Origin of the sequence: Komagataeibacter oboediens, from assembly GCF_018491655.1 — a bacterium.
Classification (GTDB): domain Bacteria; phylum Pseudomonadota; class Alphaproteobacteria; order Acetobacterales; family Acetobacteraceae; genus Komagataeibacter; species Komagataeibacter oboediens.
Map to the genome: position 1 here is coordinate 1 of NZ_JABLUU010000006.1, position 14,755 is coordinate 14,755.

13 protein-coding genes are annotated in these 14,755 nt (G+C 59.8%); 6 read left to right on the plus strand and 7 right to left on the minus strand.

The genetic code is table 11. The annotated features are described in order from the left end of the window. The first annotated feature begins 34 nt into the window (after positions 1–34). Positions 35–793, plus strand: coding sequence for a DeoR/GlpR family DNA-binding transcription regulator (locus tag HNO79_RS06870; protein WP_039736020.1), 759 nt, complete (start codon positions 35–37; stop codon positions 791–793). Between the two features lie 41 nt (positions 794–834). Here HNO79_RS06870 and HNO79_RS06875 read toward each other — a convergent pair whose 3' ends face one another. Then, on the minus strand, positions 835–1,596 hold the full coding sequence (locus HNO79_RS06875; RefSeq protein ID WP_010516028.1) for an SDR family NAD(P)-dependent oxidoreductase: 762 nt from the start codon (positions 1,594–1,596) through the stop codon (positions 835–837). Between the two features lie 406 nt (positions 1,597–2,002). On the opposite strand from HNO79_RS06875, the gene HNO79_RS06880 reads away from it, so the two are divergent. Next, positions 2,003–3,289: an NAD(P)/FAD-dependent oxidoreductase gene (locus HNO79_RS06880; RefSeq protein ID WP_010516029.1), complete on the plus strand. Its 1,287-nt coding sequence runs from the start codon at positions 2,003–2,005 to the stop codon at positions 3,287–3,289. A gap of 13 nt (positions 3,290–3,302) precedes the next feature. Here HNO79_RS06880 and HNO79_RS06885 read toward each other — a convergent pair whose 3' ends face one another. From HNO79_RS06885 to HNO79_RS06905, 5 genes are all read right to left on the minus strand, one after another. Beyond that, complete coding sequence (locus HNO79_RS06885; RefSeq protein WP_010516031.1) at positions 3,303–3,749, minus strand: RrF2 family transcriptional regulator; 447 nt, start codon at positions 3,747–3,749, stop codon at positions 3,303–3,305. Positions 3,750–3,929: 180 nt separating this feature from the next. After that, a complete protein-coding gene (locus HNO79_RS06890) occupies positions 3,930–4,985 on the minus strand; it encodes a sulfate/molybdate ABC transporter ATP-binding protein (RefSeq protein ID WP_214165035.1) in 1,056 nt (351 codons plus the stop codon). Continuing rightward, positions 4,982–5,785 carry a sulfate ABC transporter permease gene (locus HNO79_RS06895; protein ID WP_214165036.1) on the minus strand — a complete coding sequence of 268 codons (804 nt, stop codon included), beginning with the start codon at positions 5,783–5,785 and terminating at the stop codon, positions 4,982–4,984. The genes HNO79_RS06890 and HNO79_RS06895 overlap by 4 nt, the downstream gene beginning before the upstream one ends. A 1-nt stretch (position 5,786) precedes the next feature. Beyond that, complete coding sequence (cysT, locus tag HNO79_RS06900; protein ID WP_214165037.1) at positions 5,787–6,662, minus strand: sulfate ABC transporter permease subunit CysT; 876 nt, start codon at positions 6,660–6,662, stop codon at positions 5,787–5,789. After that, the gene (locus tag HNO79_RS06905; RefSeq protein ID WP_214165038.1) at positions 6,659–7,684 is read right to left on the minus strand and encodes a sulfate ABC transporter substrate-binding protein; all 1,026 of its coding nucleotides are present in this window, start codon (positions 7,682–7,684) and stop codon (positions 6,659–6,661) included. Before HNO79_RS06905 ends, cysT begins: the two co-directional genes overlap by 4 nt. A gap of 418 nt (positions 7,685–8,102) precedes the next feature. On the opposite strand from HNO79_RS06905, the gene HNO79_RS06910 reads away from it, so the two are divergent. The 4 genes from HNO79_RS06910 (at position 8,103) to HNO79_RS06925 (ending at position 14,025) form a co-directional block, all read left to right on the plus strand. Further along, positions 8,103–9,866: an alginate export family protein gene (locus HNO79_RS06910; protein ID WP_214165039.1), complete on the plus strand. Its 1,764-nt coding sequence runs from the start codon at positions 8,103–8,105 to the stop codon at positions 9,864–9,866. Positions 9,867–9,893: 27 nt separating this feature from the next. Then, entirely contained in the window at positions 9,894–10,049 is a 156-nt protein-coding gene (locus HNO79_RS06915) for a hypothetical protein (RefSeq protein WP_200409785.1), read from the plus strand. A gap of 986 nt (positions 10,050–11,035) precedes the next feature. Then, positions 11,036–12,547 (plus strand): aldehyde dehydrogenase family protein, encoded by a 1,512-nt coding sequence (locus tag HNO79_RS06920; protein ID WP_010516038.1) that lies wholly within the window; start codon positions 11,036–11,038, stop codon positions 12,545–12,547. 197 nt (positions 12,548–12,744) lie between these two features. Next, on the plus strand, positions 12,745–14,025 hold the full coding sequence (locus HNO79_RS06925) for an NAD(P)/FAD-dependent oxidoreductase (RefSeq protein ID WP_010516039.1): 1,281 nt from the start codon (positions 12,745–12,747) through the stop codon (positions 14,023–14,025). Positions 14,026–14,058: 33 nt separating this feature from the next. Here HNO79_RS06925 and HNO79_RS06930 read toward each other — a convergent pair whose 3' ends face one another. Continuing rightward, positions 14,059–14,709 carry a TetR/AcrR family transcriptional regulator gene (locus HNO79_RS06930; protein ID WP_048856538.1) on the minus strand — a complete coding sequence of 217 codons (651 nt, stop codon included), beginning with the start codon at positions 14,707–14,709 and terminating at the stop codon, positions 14,059–14,061. Between the last annotated feature and the right edge of the window lie 46 nt (positions 14,710–14,755).

Below are 14,755 nucleotides of genomic sequence, written 5' to 3' on the forward strand. Positions count from 1 at the left end.
GGTCCTTGAATAATGTGATGGAGTAACAGGCAACGTGTCAGCGGAAGAACGCCACCATGAAATTATTACACTGGTGCGCACCCAGGGGTATGTCTCGAACGAGGACCTGGCCCAGAGGCTGAATGTTGCAGTCCAGACCATTCGCCGTGATGTCAACCTGCTGGCCCGGCGCGGGCTGGTGGCGCGACATCATGGCGGAGCGGGGCTGGCGTCGTCGGTCGAGAATATCGCCTATTCCGAACGTCAGGTGCTCAACCGCCGCGCCAAGGAGGCCATCGGCCACCTTGCCGCGCGGCAGATACCGGACAATTCATCCCTGTTTGTCAGCATCGGCACCACCACGGAAGCTTTTGCCAAGGCATTGCGGCGGCACAAGGCGCTACGTGTGATTACCAATAACCTGCATGTCGCAACGCCGCTATCCGCTCAGACGGATTTTCAGGTCATCGTGACCGGCGGGCTGGTGCGGTTTTACGATGGCGGGATCACCGGGTCCACCGCCAGTACCTTTATCGAACAGTACCGCACCGATTTTGCCGTGATCGGCATAAGTGGGATCGAGGAAGATGGCACGCTGCTGGATTTTGACGCCGATGAGATCAGCGTGGCGCAGGCCATGATGCGCAATGCCCGGCGCGTCTACCTGCTGGCGGACCAGACCAAGTTCGGCCGCAGGCCCATGGGGCGGCTGGGACACCTGTCACACGTCCACGGTTTCTTTACCGACCGCCAGCCATCCGAACGGATATGCGCCCTGCTGCGTGAACATGACGTGGACCTGCATATCGCCTGATGGGCATGACCGGGCGCGCTGACCCGGTCATGCCCGTGGCGTTACTGCGCCAGATAGCCGCCATCAACCGGCAGGACCGCGCCGGTGATGAAGGATGCGTCATCGGACGCCAGGAACAGGATGGCGCTGGCGATTTCCGCAGGCTTGCCCATGCGGCCCATCGGGTGCATCTCGACCACCTTGCGGATGGCGTCCGCATCCATTTTCGCAACTGCCGGGGTATCGATCGTGCCGGGTGCTACGGCGTTGACGCGCACGCCCTTGTCCGCCAGATCAATGGCCAGGTGCTTGGTAATGCCGGACGCCACGAACTTGGCCGGTCCGTAAACCGCCTGTCCCTTCTGCCCCGCAAAGGCGGAAATGGAGGACAGGCACACGATCGCGCCCTGTCCGGCATGCACCATCTCGGCTGCGGCATACTTGCAACTCAGGAACATGCCGCGCGCATCCACCGCCATGGTATGGTCCCACAGGTCCGCCGTGGCGGTGGCGAGGTCGGCCTCCGGAATGACGCCCGCATTGGCGACAAGGATATCGATCCGGCCAAAATGCTTCATGGTTTCATGGACGACGCGCTGGATGTCCGCCTCGCTCGTCACATCCGCCGGAACCGAGATGACGGGCACGCCGCTTTTTTCAAACTGGCTGACCAGTTCCTCCAGCGCATCGGTGTTCAGGTCGGTCAGCGCCAGCCGCGCGCCCTCGGCGGCAAAGCGTTCGGCGGTTGCACGGCCAATCCCGCTTGCGGCGCCGGTAATAAGGGCAACCTTGTCCTGGATCCGTCCGGTTGAGGTGGCGGTCATGGGGTCTCCTGCTGTCATGTCATGTATTTCAGTATGTTGGCACATATGTTGTGCCTGCCGTTATGCGGGCTAACGCGGGGATTGGGTAGATGTTGCCCGGTATGTTCCCTGTTCAGACCTGCCATCGGATAGTGGAAAAAGAGCGCAGGCGCGTCCTGTCACGATAGATCGGGTTCTTTTGATCGCCTGTGCCGATAGCGCGTTTTTCCGTGCTCTGGCGCGGGAAACGGGCGCAACCTGTGGGGACGGGCTGCCTGTCCATGGCCGAATTTGCTGCCGTGCATGTTTCGGGCGCAGGGTGGATCGCCTATAATCCCTTTCGACACGAGTTGTATGGATGTGGCGTATCGGGGTTTTCCATGTCGGGACCGGGACGCTGTGCGAGCGGGTTTGGAGCATTATCGAGATGGCACAAAAGTTTCGGATCGTGATTGTTGGCGGTGGTGTGGCCGGGCTTGCGCTGGCCACCCGGCTGGGCAATTCGGTCGGACGATCGGGACGGGCCGAAATCACGCTGGTGGACAAGAGTTTCGCCCATGTGTGGAAGCCGATGCTGCACTGCTTTGCCGCAGGCACGGCCGCGAATGAAAATGACCGCATAAGCTTCATGTCGCAGGCCAGCCGCCATCATTTCGAATTCTGGCCCGGTGAGATCACGGCCCTTGACCGCAAGGCCAAGACCATCTCGCTTGCCCCCATCAAGGACCCCCAGACGGGGGAAATGGTGGTGGATGCCCGCACGCTGGATTATGATGCGGTGGTCCTGTCCATCGGCAGCCGGGCAAATGACTTTGGCACGCCGGGTGTTGCCGAGCACTGCATGTTCATCGACAACCTTGTGGATGCAAACGGGTTCAATGACCGTTTCCGCATGGAACTGCTGCGGGCATTCGCCAATCATCAGGAACTGGATATCGCCATTGTTGGCGGCGGGGCGACCGGCACGCAGCTGGCGGCGGAACTGCACAAGGCGCTGGATCTGGCGTCATTGTACAGTTTTGGTGAAAAGCCGCCCAAACTGCGGATTACCCTGCTGGAAGCCGGGCCGCGCATCCTGCCAGCTTTCCCCGAAAGCGTGTCGGATGCGGCGGTCAGGCAGCTTGAGGCCATCGGGGTGACGGTGCGCGCGGGGGCAATGGTCAGCGGCGCGGATGAAAATGGCTTCATCCTCAAGGACGGCAGCCGGGTGCCTGCAACGTTGCGGGTGTGGGCCGCGGGCGTGAAGGCGCCCGATGTGACCAGGCAGTTCGGCGGGCTGAAGCTGTCGCGATCCGGCCAGCTGGAGGTCAGGCCGACCCTGCAGGTCATGGATGATGACAACATCTTCGCCATGGGCGACTGTGCCTTCATTGCTGAAAAACCCGTGGCCCCCACTGCGCAGGCCGCGCGGCAGCAGGCACATCACCTGGCGAAGGTCCTGCCCGGGTGGATGATGAGTGGCCGCCCGCTGCCCGCCTTTACATTCCATAACAAGGGCGCGGTGGTTGCGCTGGGTGATTACAATGGCTGGGGCACGTTCCCCGGCGGCACGGTCTTTGGGGGTGGATGGCTGCACGGGCTGTCGGCGCGGCTGGTGCATCTCATGCTGTATCGCCAGCATCAGTTTGAACTGTACGGGCCGGTGCGGGGTACGATTTCGTGCCTGGTCGACTGGCTGGATGTGTTCGTGCGTCCCTCTGTCCGGCTGGACTGAGGGAAGGGCGGCATCATATTGAAAAACCGGGCGGATCAGTAGCCGGGCGCTGCAGGCCACGGGTTTCGGCCTGCCTGACGAAATCATGCAGCGTGACCTTGCTGTATTCCCGTGTCAGGATTCCGTCCATCTGATCCATGAAGGGGCGGACCACCGTATTGAACAGCGTGCCCCTGCGCCGCTCGGTCGGGATGTCATCATGCGCGGTGGCCCTGTATATGTCCGCCAGCAGGATCTCGCGCGCCGGGTGGCCCAGCCGGTATCCCCCATGCGGGCCGCGCACGCCCCGTAGCAGGCCGGACCGGGCGAGCGCCTGCAGGGTTGGTTCGATCCCACGTCGCGCCAGCCCGGTACGTGCGGCAATATCCATGGTGCTGACCGGCTGGCCCGCCGGGCTGTGGAATGCCACGTCCAGCATTATGATCAGGGCGGTGGTGGTCCGGTCACGTACGCTGTGCATGGGCGTTGCTCCCTGATTCATATATGGCGCAGATGGTCTGCAATCGTGGTCCTGCTGCCCGTATCATCCTTATGCGGTCAGGTGGGGACGGTGCGGGGGGCACCGTGCTCCTGCCGGGTTTCATGTCCAGATGATAGAAAACCGCGTGGATATTAGGCATGGTCTGATACCTTCGCCGGGTCAGGCTGTCCGCTCCAGCCATGCATCGCCGCGCGCCAGACGCCCGGCGGCAATATCCAGCGCGCAATCCGGTATGACGCGCGCGGGCTCCGGTGTGGTGACCGTTTCTACAGCGAAGGTCGTGTGTGCGATGGTCGTCTCGTAAATGCCGACAAGGCCACGTCTGTGGCGCAGATGCGCACGCGCACTGCCGCTGCCGGGCCGCAGGCGGATGTCAGCGGGACGGATCAGGATTTCTGCCGGCCCGTCGGTGGCCGGAGTTGCAACGGGCTGTATATCGGGCAGGGCAGGCATGAACACGCCATGTGCAACGTGGCCTGTAATCCGGACGACATCGCCGGTAAATGTCATGACAAAGGGATCAGCCGGATTATCCTCCAGTTGTCGCGCGGGGCCGGACTGCACGACGTGACCATTGCGCATCAGCACGACCGTATCCGCCAGTTCGGCGGCTTCCTGCCGGTCATGTGTCACAAGGATCGTGGTCAGGCCCAGCCGTTCATGCAGGTCGCGCAGCCAGCCCCGGATCTGCTGGCGCACCAGCGGGTCCAGCGCGCCAAAGGGTTCGTCCAGCAGCAGTACACGCGGTCCCGTCGCCAGTGCGCGGGCCAGCGCCACGCGCTGGCGCTGGCCGCCCGACAGTTCATGCGGATATCGCGCGCCCATGTGGGGAAGCTGCATGAGGTCGAGCAGGTCCGTCACCCGCGCGGCGATGTCCGCCTTGTCCGGTCGGGTGCGGCGGGGCCGGATGGATAGGCCAAAGCCGATATTGGCCGCCACCGTCATATGCGCAAACAGGGCGTAATGCTGGAATACGAAGCCGATGTTGCGTGCGTGTGCATCCTGCATGTCGACGCATGCGCCATCAATCATCACATGGCCATCCTGATGGGGGTCCAGCCCCGCAATGATCCGCAGCAGCGATGTCTTGCCTGCCCCTGATGGGCCGACCAGCGCGGTAAAGCTGCCATCGGGCACAAGCAGGCTGATGTCCTCCACAATGGGACGGCCGCCTTGGGGCAGGATGCGGGTGATATGGTCCAGTTGTACGCTCATGCGGTTTTTTCCGTCCTGTTCTGGCCACGTTCAAGAAACGTCCGGACTGCCACCACGATGGCCGCCATGAGGACAAGCAGCGCCGCCATGGTGAAGGCCGCCACCGTCTGGTAGCCGTTGTACAGGGTTTCGATATGCAGCGGCATGGTCTCGGTCAGACCCGGGATATGCCCCGATACGACCGAGACCGCGCCGAATTCCCCCATTGCCCGCGCCGTGGTCAGCAGCACGCCCGAAACCAGCGCCAGCCGTGCACCGGGCAGCGTGACGTGCCACAGCACCTGCCACAGGCTGGCCCCCAGCATCACGGCGGCTTCTTCCGCCGTGCGCCCGTTATGCGCCAGCATGGGCATGAGCGTGCGCGTGACATAGGGAAAGGTGACAAATATGGTGGCCAGCAGGATACCGGGTGGCGCGAACATGATGGGATGGCCCCAGCGTTCCAGCGCCGTACCCCACCATCCCTGCGTGCCAAACACCAGCAGCCATACCAGGCCACCAACGACCGGTGAAACGCTGAGCGGCAGCTCGATCAGGACAATCAGCAGGTTACGGCCCGGAAACCGGAAATGGGACAGGGTCCACGCCGCCATGACCCCAAAGATCGTGTTCACCCCGACCGTCAGCACCGTCATGATGATGGTCAGGCGGATGGCCGACAGCGCATCGGGGTCGGCAAAGGTGGCAAGGGCGGCGCCCATCCCGTGCGACAGTGCCATGGCAAGGACCATGAGCGGTGGCAACACCACCATTACACCCATCAGCAGGTAGATCAGGGCGGCGAATGCGAAACGTGCCATGTCAGGCACCTCCCTGCGTGCCATGGGACAGGTGACGGCGCAGCAGGCTGATCAGCGCAAGCGACAGCAGCGAGATCATGACAAGCACAAGCCCGATCAGTGTCGCCCCCTGCGTATCGTATTCCTGCAGGCGGATCACGATCAGCAGGGGGGCAATTTCCGTATGAAAGGGCTGGTTGCCCGCAATGAAGATCACCGACCCGTATTCCCCGATGCCCCGGGCAAAGGCCATGCCAAAGGCCGTGACCAGCGCTGGATACAGCGCAGGCAGGATCACGCGCAGCAGGACCTGCATCCGGTTTGCGCCCAGTATCCGGGCTGCATCCTCCACATCACGCGGCAGGTTGCGCAGCACCGGGGCGACGGTGCGCACCACAAATGGCAGCCCGACAAACATGATGGCCAGCACGATGCCTGTTTGTGTAAAGGCGATGCGCATCCCCAGCCGCCCCAGTGGGCCGCCAATCCAGCCATTGGGACCATAAAGCGTGGCCATGGTGATGCCGACCACGGCGGTGGGCAGGGCAAAGGGCAGGTCCACCAGCATGTCGATCAGGCGGCGGCCCGGAATGTCGCTGCGTGCCAGCGCCCATGCAATCAGAAGTCCGGGCACCAGATCCACCAGCGCGGCAATCAGCGCCGAACGGAAGCTGACCCCCAGTGCGGACAGTATCCGCCTGTCATGTGCCGCATGGGCAAAGGCCAGCAGTCCGCTATGAAGCCCTTCGCCCCAGGGACGTGCGATCAGTGCCACCATGGGCAGCATGACCAGTCCCGCCAGCCAGAACAGGGTCAGCCCCAGTCCCAGCCCGAAACCGGGCAGGGCGTCACGCTGCCAGCGTGCCCGGATGGGGAATGCAGCCCGTCGCATGATCATCTGGAATAGATGCTGTCGAATATGCCGCCATCGGCAAAGTGGTCTTTCTGCACCCTGGTCCATCCGCCAAGACTTGCGATGTCAAAGGTCGCGGTATCGGGAAACCTGTCGCGGTTTGCATCCAGTATGGTCGGGTTGACGGGGCGGAAATAATGCCTGGCCCCTATTTTCTGACCTTCGTCGCTGAACAGGTATGTGACATAGGCCTGTGCCACATCTGTCGTGCCATGGGCCTGCACGTTGCGGTCCACCACGGCCACCGGCGGTTCGGCCAGGATGGTTATGGGGGGCACGACAATGTCAAACTGATCCGGCCCGATGTCACGCGCCGCCAGCAGGGCTTCATCTTCCCACGCCAGCAGTACATCCCCCAGTCCGCGCTGCACAAAGCTGTTGGTGGCGCCGCGTGCACCGGTATCGAGTACCGGCACATGCGCGAACAGGGTCTTCAGATACGCACGCGCCGTATCCGCCGTGCCGTCGGGCTGGCGCAGTGCCCATCCCCATGCCGCAAGATAGTTCCACCGCGCCCCGCCCGAAGTCTTGGGGTTGGGCGTGATGACCTGCACGCCGTCACGGATCAGGTCGGGCCAGTCATGGATGTTTTTGGGGTTTCCCTTGCGGACCAGAAATACGATGGTGCTGGTGAACGGCGTGGAATTATGGGGCAGACGGCCCTGCCAGTCCGTTGCCAGCAGCCCGTGCTGTGCAAGAATGTCAATGTCATAGGCCAGGCCAAGGGTCACGACATCGGCTGGCGCGCCCTCCAGCACAGAACGTGCCTGCGCGCCCGACCCGCCGTGGGATGTACGGACCTGAACGGGGCTGTTTCCGTGGGTCTGGGCCCACTGGCGGGAAAAGCTGCGGTCAATGTCCTGATATAATTCACGTGTTGGATCGTATGATACATTCAGCAATCCGGTTGCCGCCCATGCCCGCAACGGGGGAAACGCCATGGCGACCCCTGTCGCCATGGTGGCATGCAACAGGCCGCGCCTGGTGATGGACCGTACTTCAACCATCGATATATTCCTTTGTTATATAAGGAACTATTAAAAAAGTGATCTGGTTTCGGGGGGCAGGGCTGGCGCATGTAGACGCACTTGTCTGTTCCGTATTTCCGTGCTTTTCATAAAACACTAAAAAACAACGTTATATTATCTTTATGCCGGGAAAATGCGGTTGTCAATCATACGATGCATATCGTTTTATGTGTGGCAAAAATACCTCGGCAGTGATGAGCATTTTGTTTATGGAACAAAAAAATATCATTAAATAACAATGATATATTTAATATCCATTCTGCCAGAACGTAATTTTCGGCGGTTTTCTCACGCAAATCCATAAATACGCATTGACGTGTCTTTATCAACATAATACGTCATTGTTTAGTGTTTAATGAGCCGGTATATCCCGCATATAGCGAAGTGGTATGTGACAATGTTGCCATCCCTGAAGTCTGCCGTGACCCTGAACGACCGACCTGTCCGCATTGGCGGCCGGAAAGTGACGGACTGTCAGGTGCTGGCCATGCTGCTCAGTCTGCCGACCGGCCTTGTCACCATGGGGCAGGGGGCATATGCCGCCGGTCCCATGCCCGCCAGCGCGGCCGGGACGATCGCGCCGGTGGGGCAGGAATCGCAATCCCAACCTGAAAACATGGTGGTGCATATAACGCCACGTCCCCCCATTCAGGTGTATCCGCACGCCAACCCGGTGGGGCAGCCTCTGCGGATGAGTGGCGCGGAAAACCGCAAGAATGGCCACCAGTATGACTGGGGCGTGTTCAATCGCGGGAATGGGGAAGCCGCGGGCTTCGGCCCGGTCGGTCGGTATGGTGTTGCCCCCTGGGCGGAAGACTGGAGCAACCTGCGCGATCGGAAAAAACGCAATGATCCCTTTGACGTGCTGAAATACATTCCCCTGACGCGCAGCGGGAATGTCTGGATCAGTTTTTCGGGCGAGACGCGCCTGCGGAACTGGTTTGAAAGCCGACCGCAGCTGGGAACGCAGAAGCCCAATGATTCCGGTCGTTTTGCCGTGCGCAACCTGTATGGCGCAGACCTGCATATCGGGTCGCACCTGCGCTTTTTCGGTCAGCTGGTCAATGCCGATGCCGCAGGCTGGGGCGGGTATGGTTATGGGTCGACCTATCGCAAGCGTCTGGATGCGCAGCAGGCCTTTGCCGAAGTGCGCTGGAACATGCTGGGGGCGAAAAGTGGTTTCATGTTTGGTCGGCAGCAGTTTCTCGATGCGCCGTCGTACATGCTGTACAACCGCGAAACGCCAAACGTGCCGCTGTCATGGGACGGGTTCCGCGCCTACATGGTCTGGAAACGCATCCGCATTGATGGCTGGGATTTCGTGCAGACATACGACAGTGAAAACAAGATGTTTCACGATACCGAAAACTATGCCACGCGGCTTTATGGTTTCAACACGACGTGGGCACCACCGGATTTCACCTTCATGGGACAGAAGGGATATTCTTTCGTTGATGCCTTTTATATCGGCTACAAGCTGAATGGGTCTGCTGGTGCGATTGCGGGACCGAACAATACTTCGGTCACGGGGTCCAATACACGCAACAATTTTGGTATGCGGTGGCATGGGCTTGCCGGCCCGATTGAATTTTCGGTCGGCGGAATCTGGCAGGGTGGCGTATTCCGCCAGTCGGGCACGACACAGGCACGCAATGTCAGTGCCTATGCCATCAATTCATCATTGGGGTACCGGTTTTCGGACAAAACGCTCAATACATTCGCAGGTATCCAGACGGATGTGTATTCGGGCGGTAACTCCAATGACCGCTCCGGCACGATTGGCACCTATATTTCGCCCTTCAATCCGCAGACCAACTATCTTGACACCACAACCTACATGACCGGGTCCAACCTGATCAGCTTTGCCCCCCTGATCCGTATTACGCCATTCAAGTCCGTCAGCATCCAGATCAAATATCCCCTGTTCTGGCGTGACAGTGTGAATGACCCTGTTTACCGATCCTCGGGGTTTTACAAATTTGCCGGTAATTTCCGGGGAAAGTTTATTGGCATGGCGCCACAGGCATCCGTGGCGTGGCAGATCAATACACATGTGTCATGGACGCAGTATGTGTCCCGTTTCATGACCTCGCGGTCACTTAATGAAGCCGGTGGGTCCAGCGGAACATATTACCAGTCGAATTTTGTATTCCGGTTCTGATAGTAAAATAGAAAGGAATATGGACCAATGAACTGTAAGACAGACATGCAGAATGGCGTGCCCCATATCCTTCTGGCCTGTGTGCCGTTCTGTACGATTATTGGCGTGTGTTATGCCGTATTGAGTGGTGGCCTCACGCTGGGGGATCTGCCATCCGCCACGTCCTCTTTGTTCAGATATTGACCTGAGCCGGCACGGGAGGGGTCTGTTCTATCTGGTCGGGTATCGTGCCTGTACACAACAGAAAGCGGCATTGGCATCCGGTCAGCTGTAAGGCACTTTCCGGGTGTCGCTCGTTTTTGGCAAAGACGACGTTTTCCGGAACATCCTGAAAACCGGCCGCACCCGCAATGCCTCTGGCATTGACGGGCCGTTCACGTACTTCTTCATTTTTCCATCACGACACCATCTGGCGGGGCAGGGGAGCCATACGGTTCCATTCCCTGCATGGGCTGTCTGCCATTCCGCCTGATTATCATGCGGCCTGCTGCTACAGGGTGGCCTGACACACGTCTACTGTCCTGTCATGATGGCTGTTCCCACCATGCGAAGCATCATGATGGCCGCCCTGTTCCGTAATATCCAGGAATGTATCGGCAGGGTGCTGCATAATACTTTTATTTATAAGTGTATTCCGCTTTGCGCGGGAATTGGCCTGTTCCGTGGCATGACCCGCCAGAGATGAAAAATACCCTGTCCACGTCATGCTGCTGCGTATGGAAAATTCGTGTCACCAAGTGTCTATATGCACCAGATGCGACCATTTTCGAGGCTGGAAACAAGACACAAAAATTAAATATTTTCGGATAAAAATTCATAACATACTGATATATAATAACTTACACCGTGGGACTTATGACACCAGATGCATAACTCACGGTTACGTTACCTCATTTCAGCTTGCGGTTTGGGTGCTGTCTATATATCGAGGGATATAGATGGTGCCCCGGTAGATACCGGGGTGTGTCCAGAAGGCGGCCCGGTTCAAAAGGCGCTCATGTTCACGCGACATGGCTGCCGTTTGAACGGGACCGTCATCCAGACCAGATCCATGACTATGTTTTGGGTTTACTGTAAAAATCAGGAATGGTTAGAGGGATCTAATCAAAAATCATACGTAATTTCTTTCTTTCCCCTGATTTGAAAATAATTTCTGGAGTAATATTTCCATGTCATCAGATAGCATATCAGCAGCCCCCCCGTTCAAGGCCCGTTATGGCAACTACATCGGCGGCAAGTGGGTTGCCCCGGTTGAAGGTCATTACCTGACCAATACATCCCCCGTGGATGGTCGCGTGCTGTGTGAAGTTCCTGCTTCCACCGCAGCGGATGTGGAGCTGGCACTTGATGCCGCGCACAAGGCGAAGGCCGCATGGGGCGAGATGGCGCCGGCCGACCGCGCGCTGATCCTGCTCAAGGCAGCGGATGTCATGGAAAAGAACCTCGACCTGCTTGCCCGGGCCGAGACATGGGACAATGGCAAGCCCATCCGTGAAACCCTGACCGCCGATATTCCGCTGGCCATCGACCATTTCCGTTACTTCGCCGGCTGCATCCGCGCCCAGGAAGGCACGCTGAGCGAGATCGACGCCACCACCATCGCCTACCATTTCCACGAACCGCTGGGTGTCGTGGCCCAGATCATTCCGTGGAACTTCCCGCTGCTGATGGGTTCGTGGAAGCTGGCTCCCGCACTGGTCGCCGGTAACTGCGTGGTCATGAAGCCCGCCGAAAGCACGCCCGCTTCCATGCTGGTGCTGATGGAACTGATCGGTGACCTGTTCCCGCCCGGCACGCTGAACATCGTCAACGGTCTGGGCAAGGACGTGGGTGCTGCCCTGTCCAACAGCGACCGTATTGCCAAGATCGCCTTCACCGGTTCCACCCCGACCGGCAAGATGATCGCGCATGCCGCTGCCGAACACCTGATCCCGGCTACGCTGGAACTGGGTGGCAAGTCGCCGAACATCTTCTTTGCCGACATCATGGACCATGATGATGACTATCTGGACAAGGCGATCGAAGGCTTCACCATGTTCGCCCTCAACCAGGGCCAGATCTGCTCCTGCCCCAGCCGTGCGCTGGTTCATGAATCGATCTATGAGAAGTTCATGGAGCGCGCGCTGCCCCGCATCAAGGCGATCCGCCAGGGCAACCCGCTGGACCCCAACACCATGATGGGTGCCCAGAACTCCCACGGTCATCAGGAAAAGATCCTGTCCTACATCGACATCGGCAAGGGCGAAGGCGCCCAGTTGCTGACCGGTGGTGGTCGTCCGGATCTTGGCGGTGACCTGAACAACGGGTGCTACGTGCAGCCGACCGTGTTCAAGGGCAACAACAAGATGCGCATCTTCCAGGAGGAGATCTTTGGCCCGGTTCTGGCCGTGACGACCTTCAAGACGGAAGAAGAAGCGCTGGCCATCGCCAATGACACCCCCTTCGGCCTTGGCTCGGGTGTGTGGAGCCGCGATGCAAACACCTGCTATCGCATGGGTCGCGGGCTGGAAGCTGGCCGCGTCTGGATCAACTGCTATCATGTCTATCCCGCGCATGCGGCATTCGGCGGGTACAAGAAGTCCGGTATCGGCCGTGAAACCCACAAGATGGTGCTTGAGCACTATCAGCAGACCAAGAACATGCTGGTCAGCTACAGCGACAAGAAGCGTGGCTTCTTTTGATCCGCTGACGCGGTGAAAATCGCACAGCCCTGATGGGCAGGGGGCGGCCGGGCCGGTTTTTCCGGCCCGGCCGTCCGGTGTCGTACCCCATGTGGGCAGGGTAAGAGGATATGGGTTGTTTTTGATTTATCATGCATGCGACAGGGTGTGTCCCACAGGGGCCGGGGCGCTGTGCGGCAGGGTTGGAGGGACGTAGGATGGCACAAAAGTTTCGGGTCGTTATTGTTGGGGGTGGCGTTGCCGGACTGGCGCTGGCAACCCGTCTGGGTAATTCCATCGGCAGGTCGGGCCGGGCGGAAATCACACTGGTGGACAAAAGCTTCGCCCATGTGTGGAAGCCCATGCTGCACTGCTTTGCCGCAGGCACCGCCGCGAACGAAAATGACCGCATAAGCTTCCTTTCCCAGGCCAGCCGCCACCATTTCGATTTCTGGCCCGGTGAGATCTCGGGCATGGATCGCAAGGCCAAGACCATCACGTTGGCCCCGGTTGTCGAACCCACGGGCGAGGTGATCCTGGATGAACGCAAGCTGGAATATGACGCGCTGGTACTGTCCATCGGCAGCCGCGCGAATGATTTCGGCACCCCGGGGGTTGCCGAAAACTGCCTGTTCATTGACAACCTTGTCGATGCCAACGGCTTCAACGACCGTTTCCGCGCGGAACTGCTCAAGGCCTTCGGAAATAACGAGCAGCTTGACATCGCCATTGTCGGCGGTGGCGCCACGGGCACGCAGCTTGCGGCCGAACTGCACAAGGCGCTTGGCCTTGCTTCCCTCTATACGTTTGGCAAGAAGCCGCCCAAGCTGAACATCACCCTGCTTGAAGCGGGTCCGCGCATCCTGCCGGCCTTCCCCGAGGCCGTGTCCACTGCGGCGCAGAAGGAACTGGAGGCCATCGGCGTCAAGGTACAGACGTCCGCCATGGTCAGCGGCGCGGATGACAAAGGCTTCATGCTCAAGGACGGCACGCGCATTCCCGCGACACTGCGTGTCTGGGCGGCAGGTGTGAAGGCACCCGATGTCACGCGCAAATTCGGTGAACTGAAGCTGTCGCGCTCCGGCCAGCTGGAAGTCCGCCCGACATTGCAGCTTGTGGAAGATGACAACATCTTCGCCATGGGCGACTGTGCCTTCATTGCGGAAAAGCCCGTGGCCCCCACTGCGCAGGCGGCCCGCCAGCAGGCCCACCATCTGGCCCGTTACATGCCTGCATGGATCAACGGTCGTCCGATGCCGGCATTCGCCTTCCATAACAAGGGTGCGGTCGTAGCTCTGGGTGATTACAACGGCTGGGGCACCTTCCCCGGTGGCAAGGTATTCGGCGGTGGCTGGCTGCGTGGCATCAGTGCGCGCATGGTCCATTTGATGCTGTATCGCCAGCATCAGTTCGAAATCTACGGCACGTTCCGCGGCCTTATGTCCTGCCTTGTTGACTGGCTGGACGTGTTTGTCCGTCCGTCCGTGCGCCTGGACTGACGCACGCGGTCCTTTTTTACCGCTGCCTGCCCGTCAGGCAGCGTCTTCTTCTGGCCCGTCGTCGTCATGACCGGGCCAGAGTGACGCCTGCAGTTCGTATGTTTTCTGCAAAAGCGGCACCAGCGCGGGCCGGCCCTTCAGCCGGATCCATTCATCCAGCGCCGTACGGAAAATGGCGATACCGCCCCGCGCCATAAGGCGCGCCGCCATGCGGCGGTTCCTGCGTTCGGTGATCCGCTTCGCCAGCCCTTCCGCCAGACAGTCTTCCCACTTGCCATATTTCTGCAGGCTGACGGTCTGAAGCGAAGGCGTCTTTTCAATCAGATAGACAAAAGCATAGGTATCCTGCCGGTTCGCCGCGATCCGGGGCACCAGTGATGTAAAGGCATGCATCATCGCATCCGCCGGGTGCATGTCGGCAGGGCAGGTCGCCAGCGCATCATTCAGCGTCTGGGTCATGCCCCGCGTCCATGCCAGCACGATATCCCCCTTGGTTTCGAACATGCGGAACAGGGTGCGGCGTGACACTTCGGCGGCGTCAGCAATTTCGTCCACCGTGGTCTGATCATACCCCTGGGCGGAAAACAGCCGCATCGCCTCGGCAATCAATGTGGTGCGCGCGCGTGCCTGCTTACGTTCACGCAGGCCCGGCTTGGGGGAAAGGGTGGGGGCGACGGGCTTCATTCAATCTCCTCTTGTCCGGGTCATCATGCAGCAGCGCATCGTGAAC

What these genes read in the sequence shown, in the direction of transcription:
- cysT (WP_214165037.1), bottom strand. Translation starts at nt 6,662, where the DNA reads ATGATCATGCGACGGGCTGCATTCCCCATCCGGGCACGCTGGCAGCGT.
- HNO79_RS06920 (WP_010516038.1), top strand. Translation starts at nt 11,036, where the DNA reads ATGTCATCAGATAGCATATCAGCAGCCCCCCCGTTCAAGGCCCGTTAT.
- HNO79_RS06875 (WP_010516028.1), bottom strand. Translation starts at nt 1,596, where the DNA reads ATGACCGCCACCTCAACCGGACGGATCCAGGACAAGGTTGCCCTTATT.
- HNO79_RS06885 (WP_010516031.1), bottom strand. Translation starts at nt 3,749, where the DNA reads ATGCACAGCGTACGTGACCGGACCACCACCGCCCTGATCATAATGCTG.
- HNO79_RS06910 (WP_214165039.1), top strand. Translation starts at nt 8,103, where the DNA reads ATGTTGCCATCCCTGAAGTCTGCCGTGACCCTGAACGACCGACCTGTC.
- HNO79_RS06930 (WP_048856538.1), bottom strand. Translation starts at nt 14,709, where the DNA reads ATGAAGCCCGTCGCCCCCACCCTTTCCCCCAAGCCGGGCCTGCGTGAA.
- HNO79_RS06880 (WP_010516029.1), top strand. Translation starts at nt 2,003, where the DNA reads ATGGCACAAAAGTTTCGGATCGTGATTGTTGGCGGTGGTGTGGCCGGG.
- HNO79_RS06905 (WP_214165038.1), bottom strand. Translation starts at nt 7,684, where the DNA reads ATGGTTGAAGTACGGTCCATCACCAGGCGCGGCCTGTTGCATGCCACC.
- HNO79_RS06915 (WP_200409785.1), top strand. Translation starts at nt 9,894, where the DNA reads ATGAACTGTAAGACAGACATGCAGAATGGCGTGCCCCATATCCTTCTG.
- HNO79_RS06895 (WP_214165036.1), bottom strand. Translation starts at nt 5,785, where the DNA reads ATGGCACGTTTCGCATTCGCCGCCCTGATCTACCTGCTGATGGGTGTA.
- HNO79_RS06890 (WP_214165035.1), bottom strand. Translation starts at nt 4,985, where the DNA reads ATGAGCGTACAACTGGACCATATCACCCGCATCCTGCCCCAAGGCGGC.
- HNO79_RS06925 (WP_010516039.1), top strand. Translation starts at nt 12,745, where the DNA reads ATGGCACAAAAGTTTCGGGTCGTTATTGTTGGGGGTGGCGTTGCCGGA.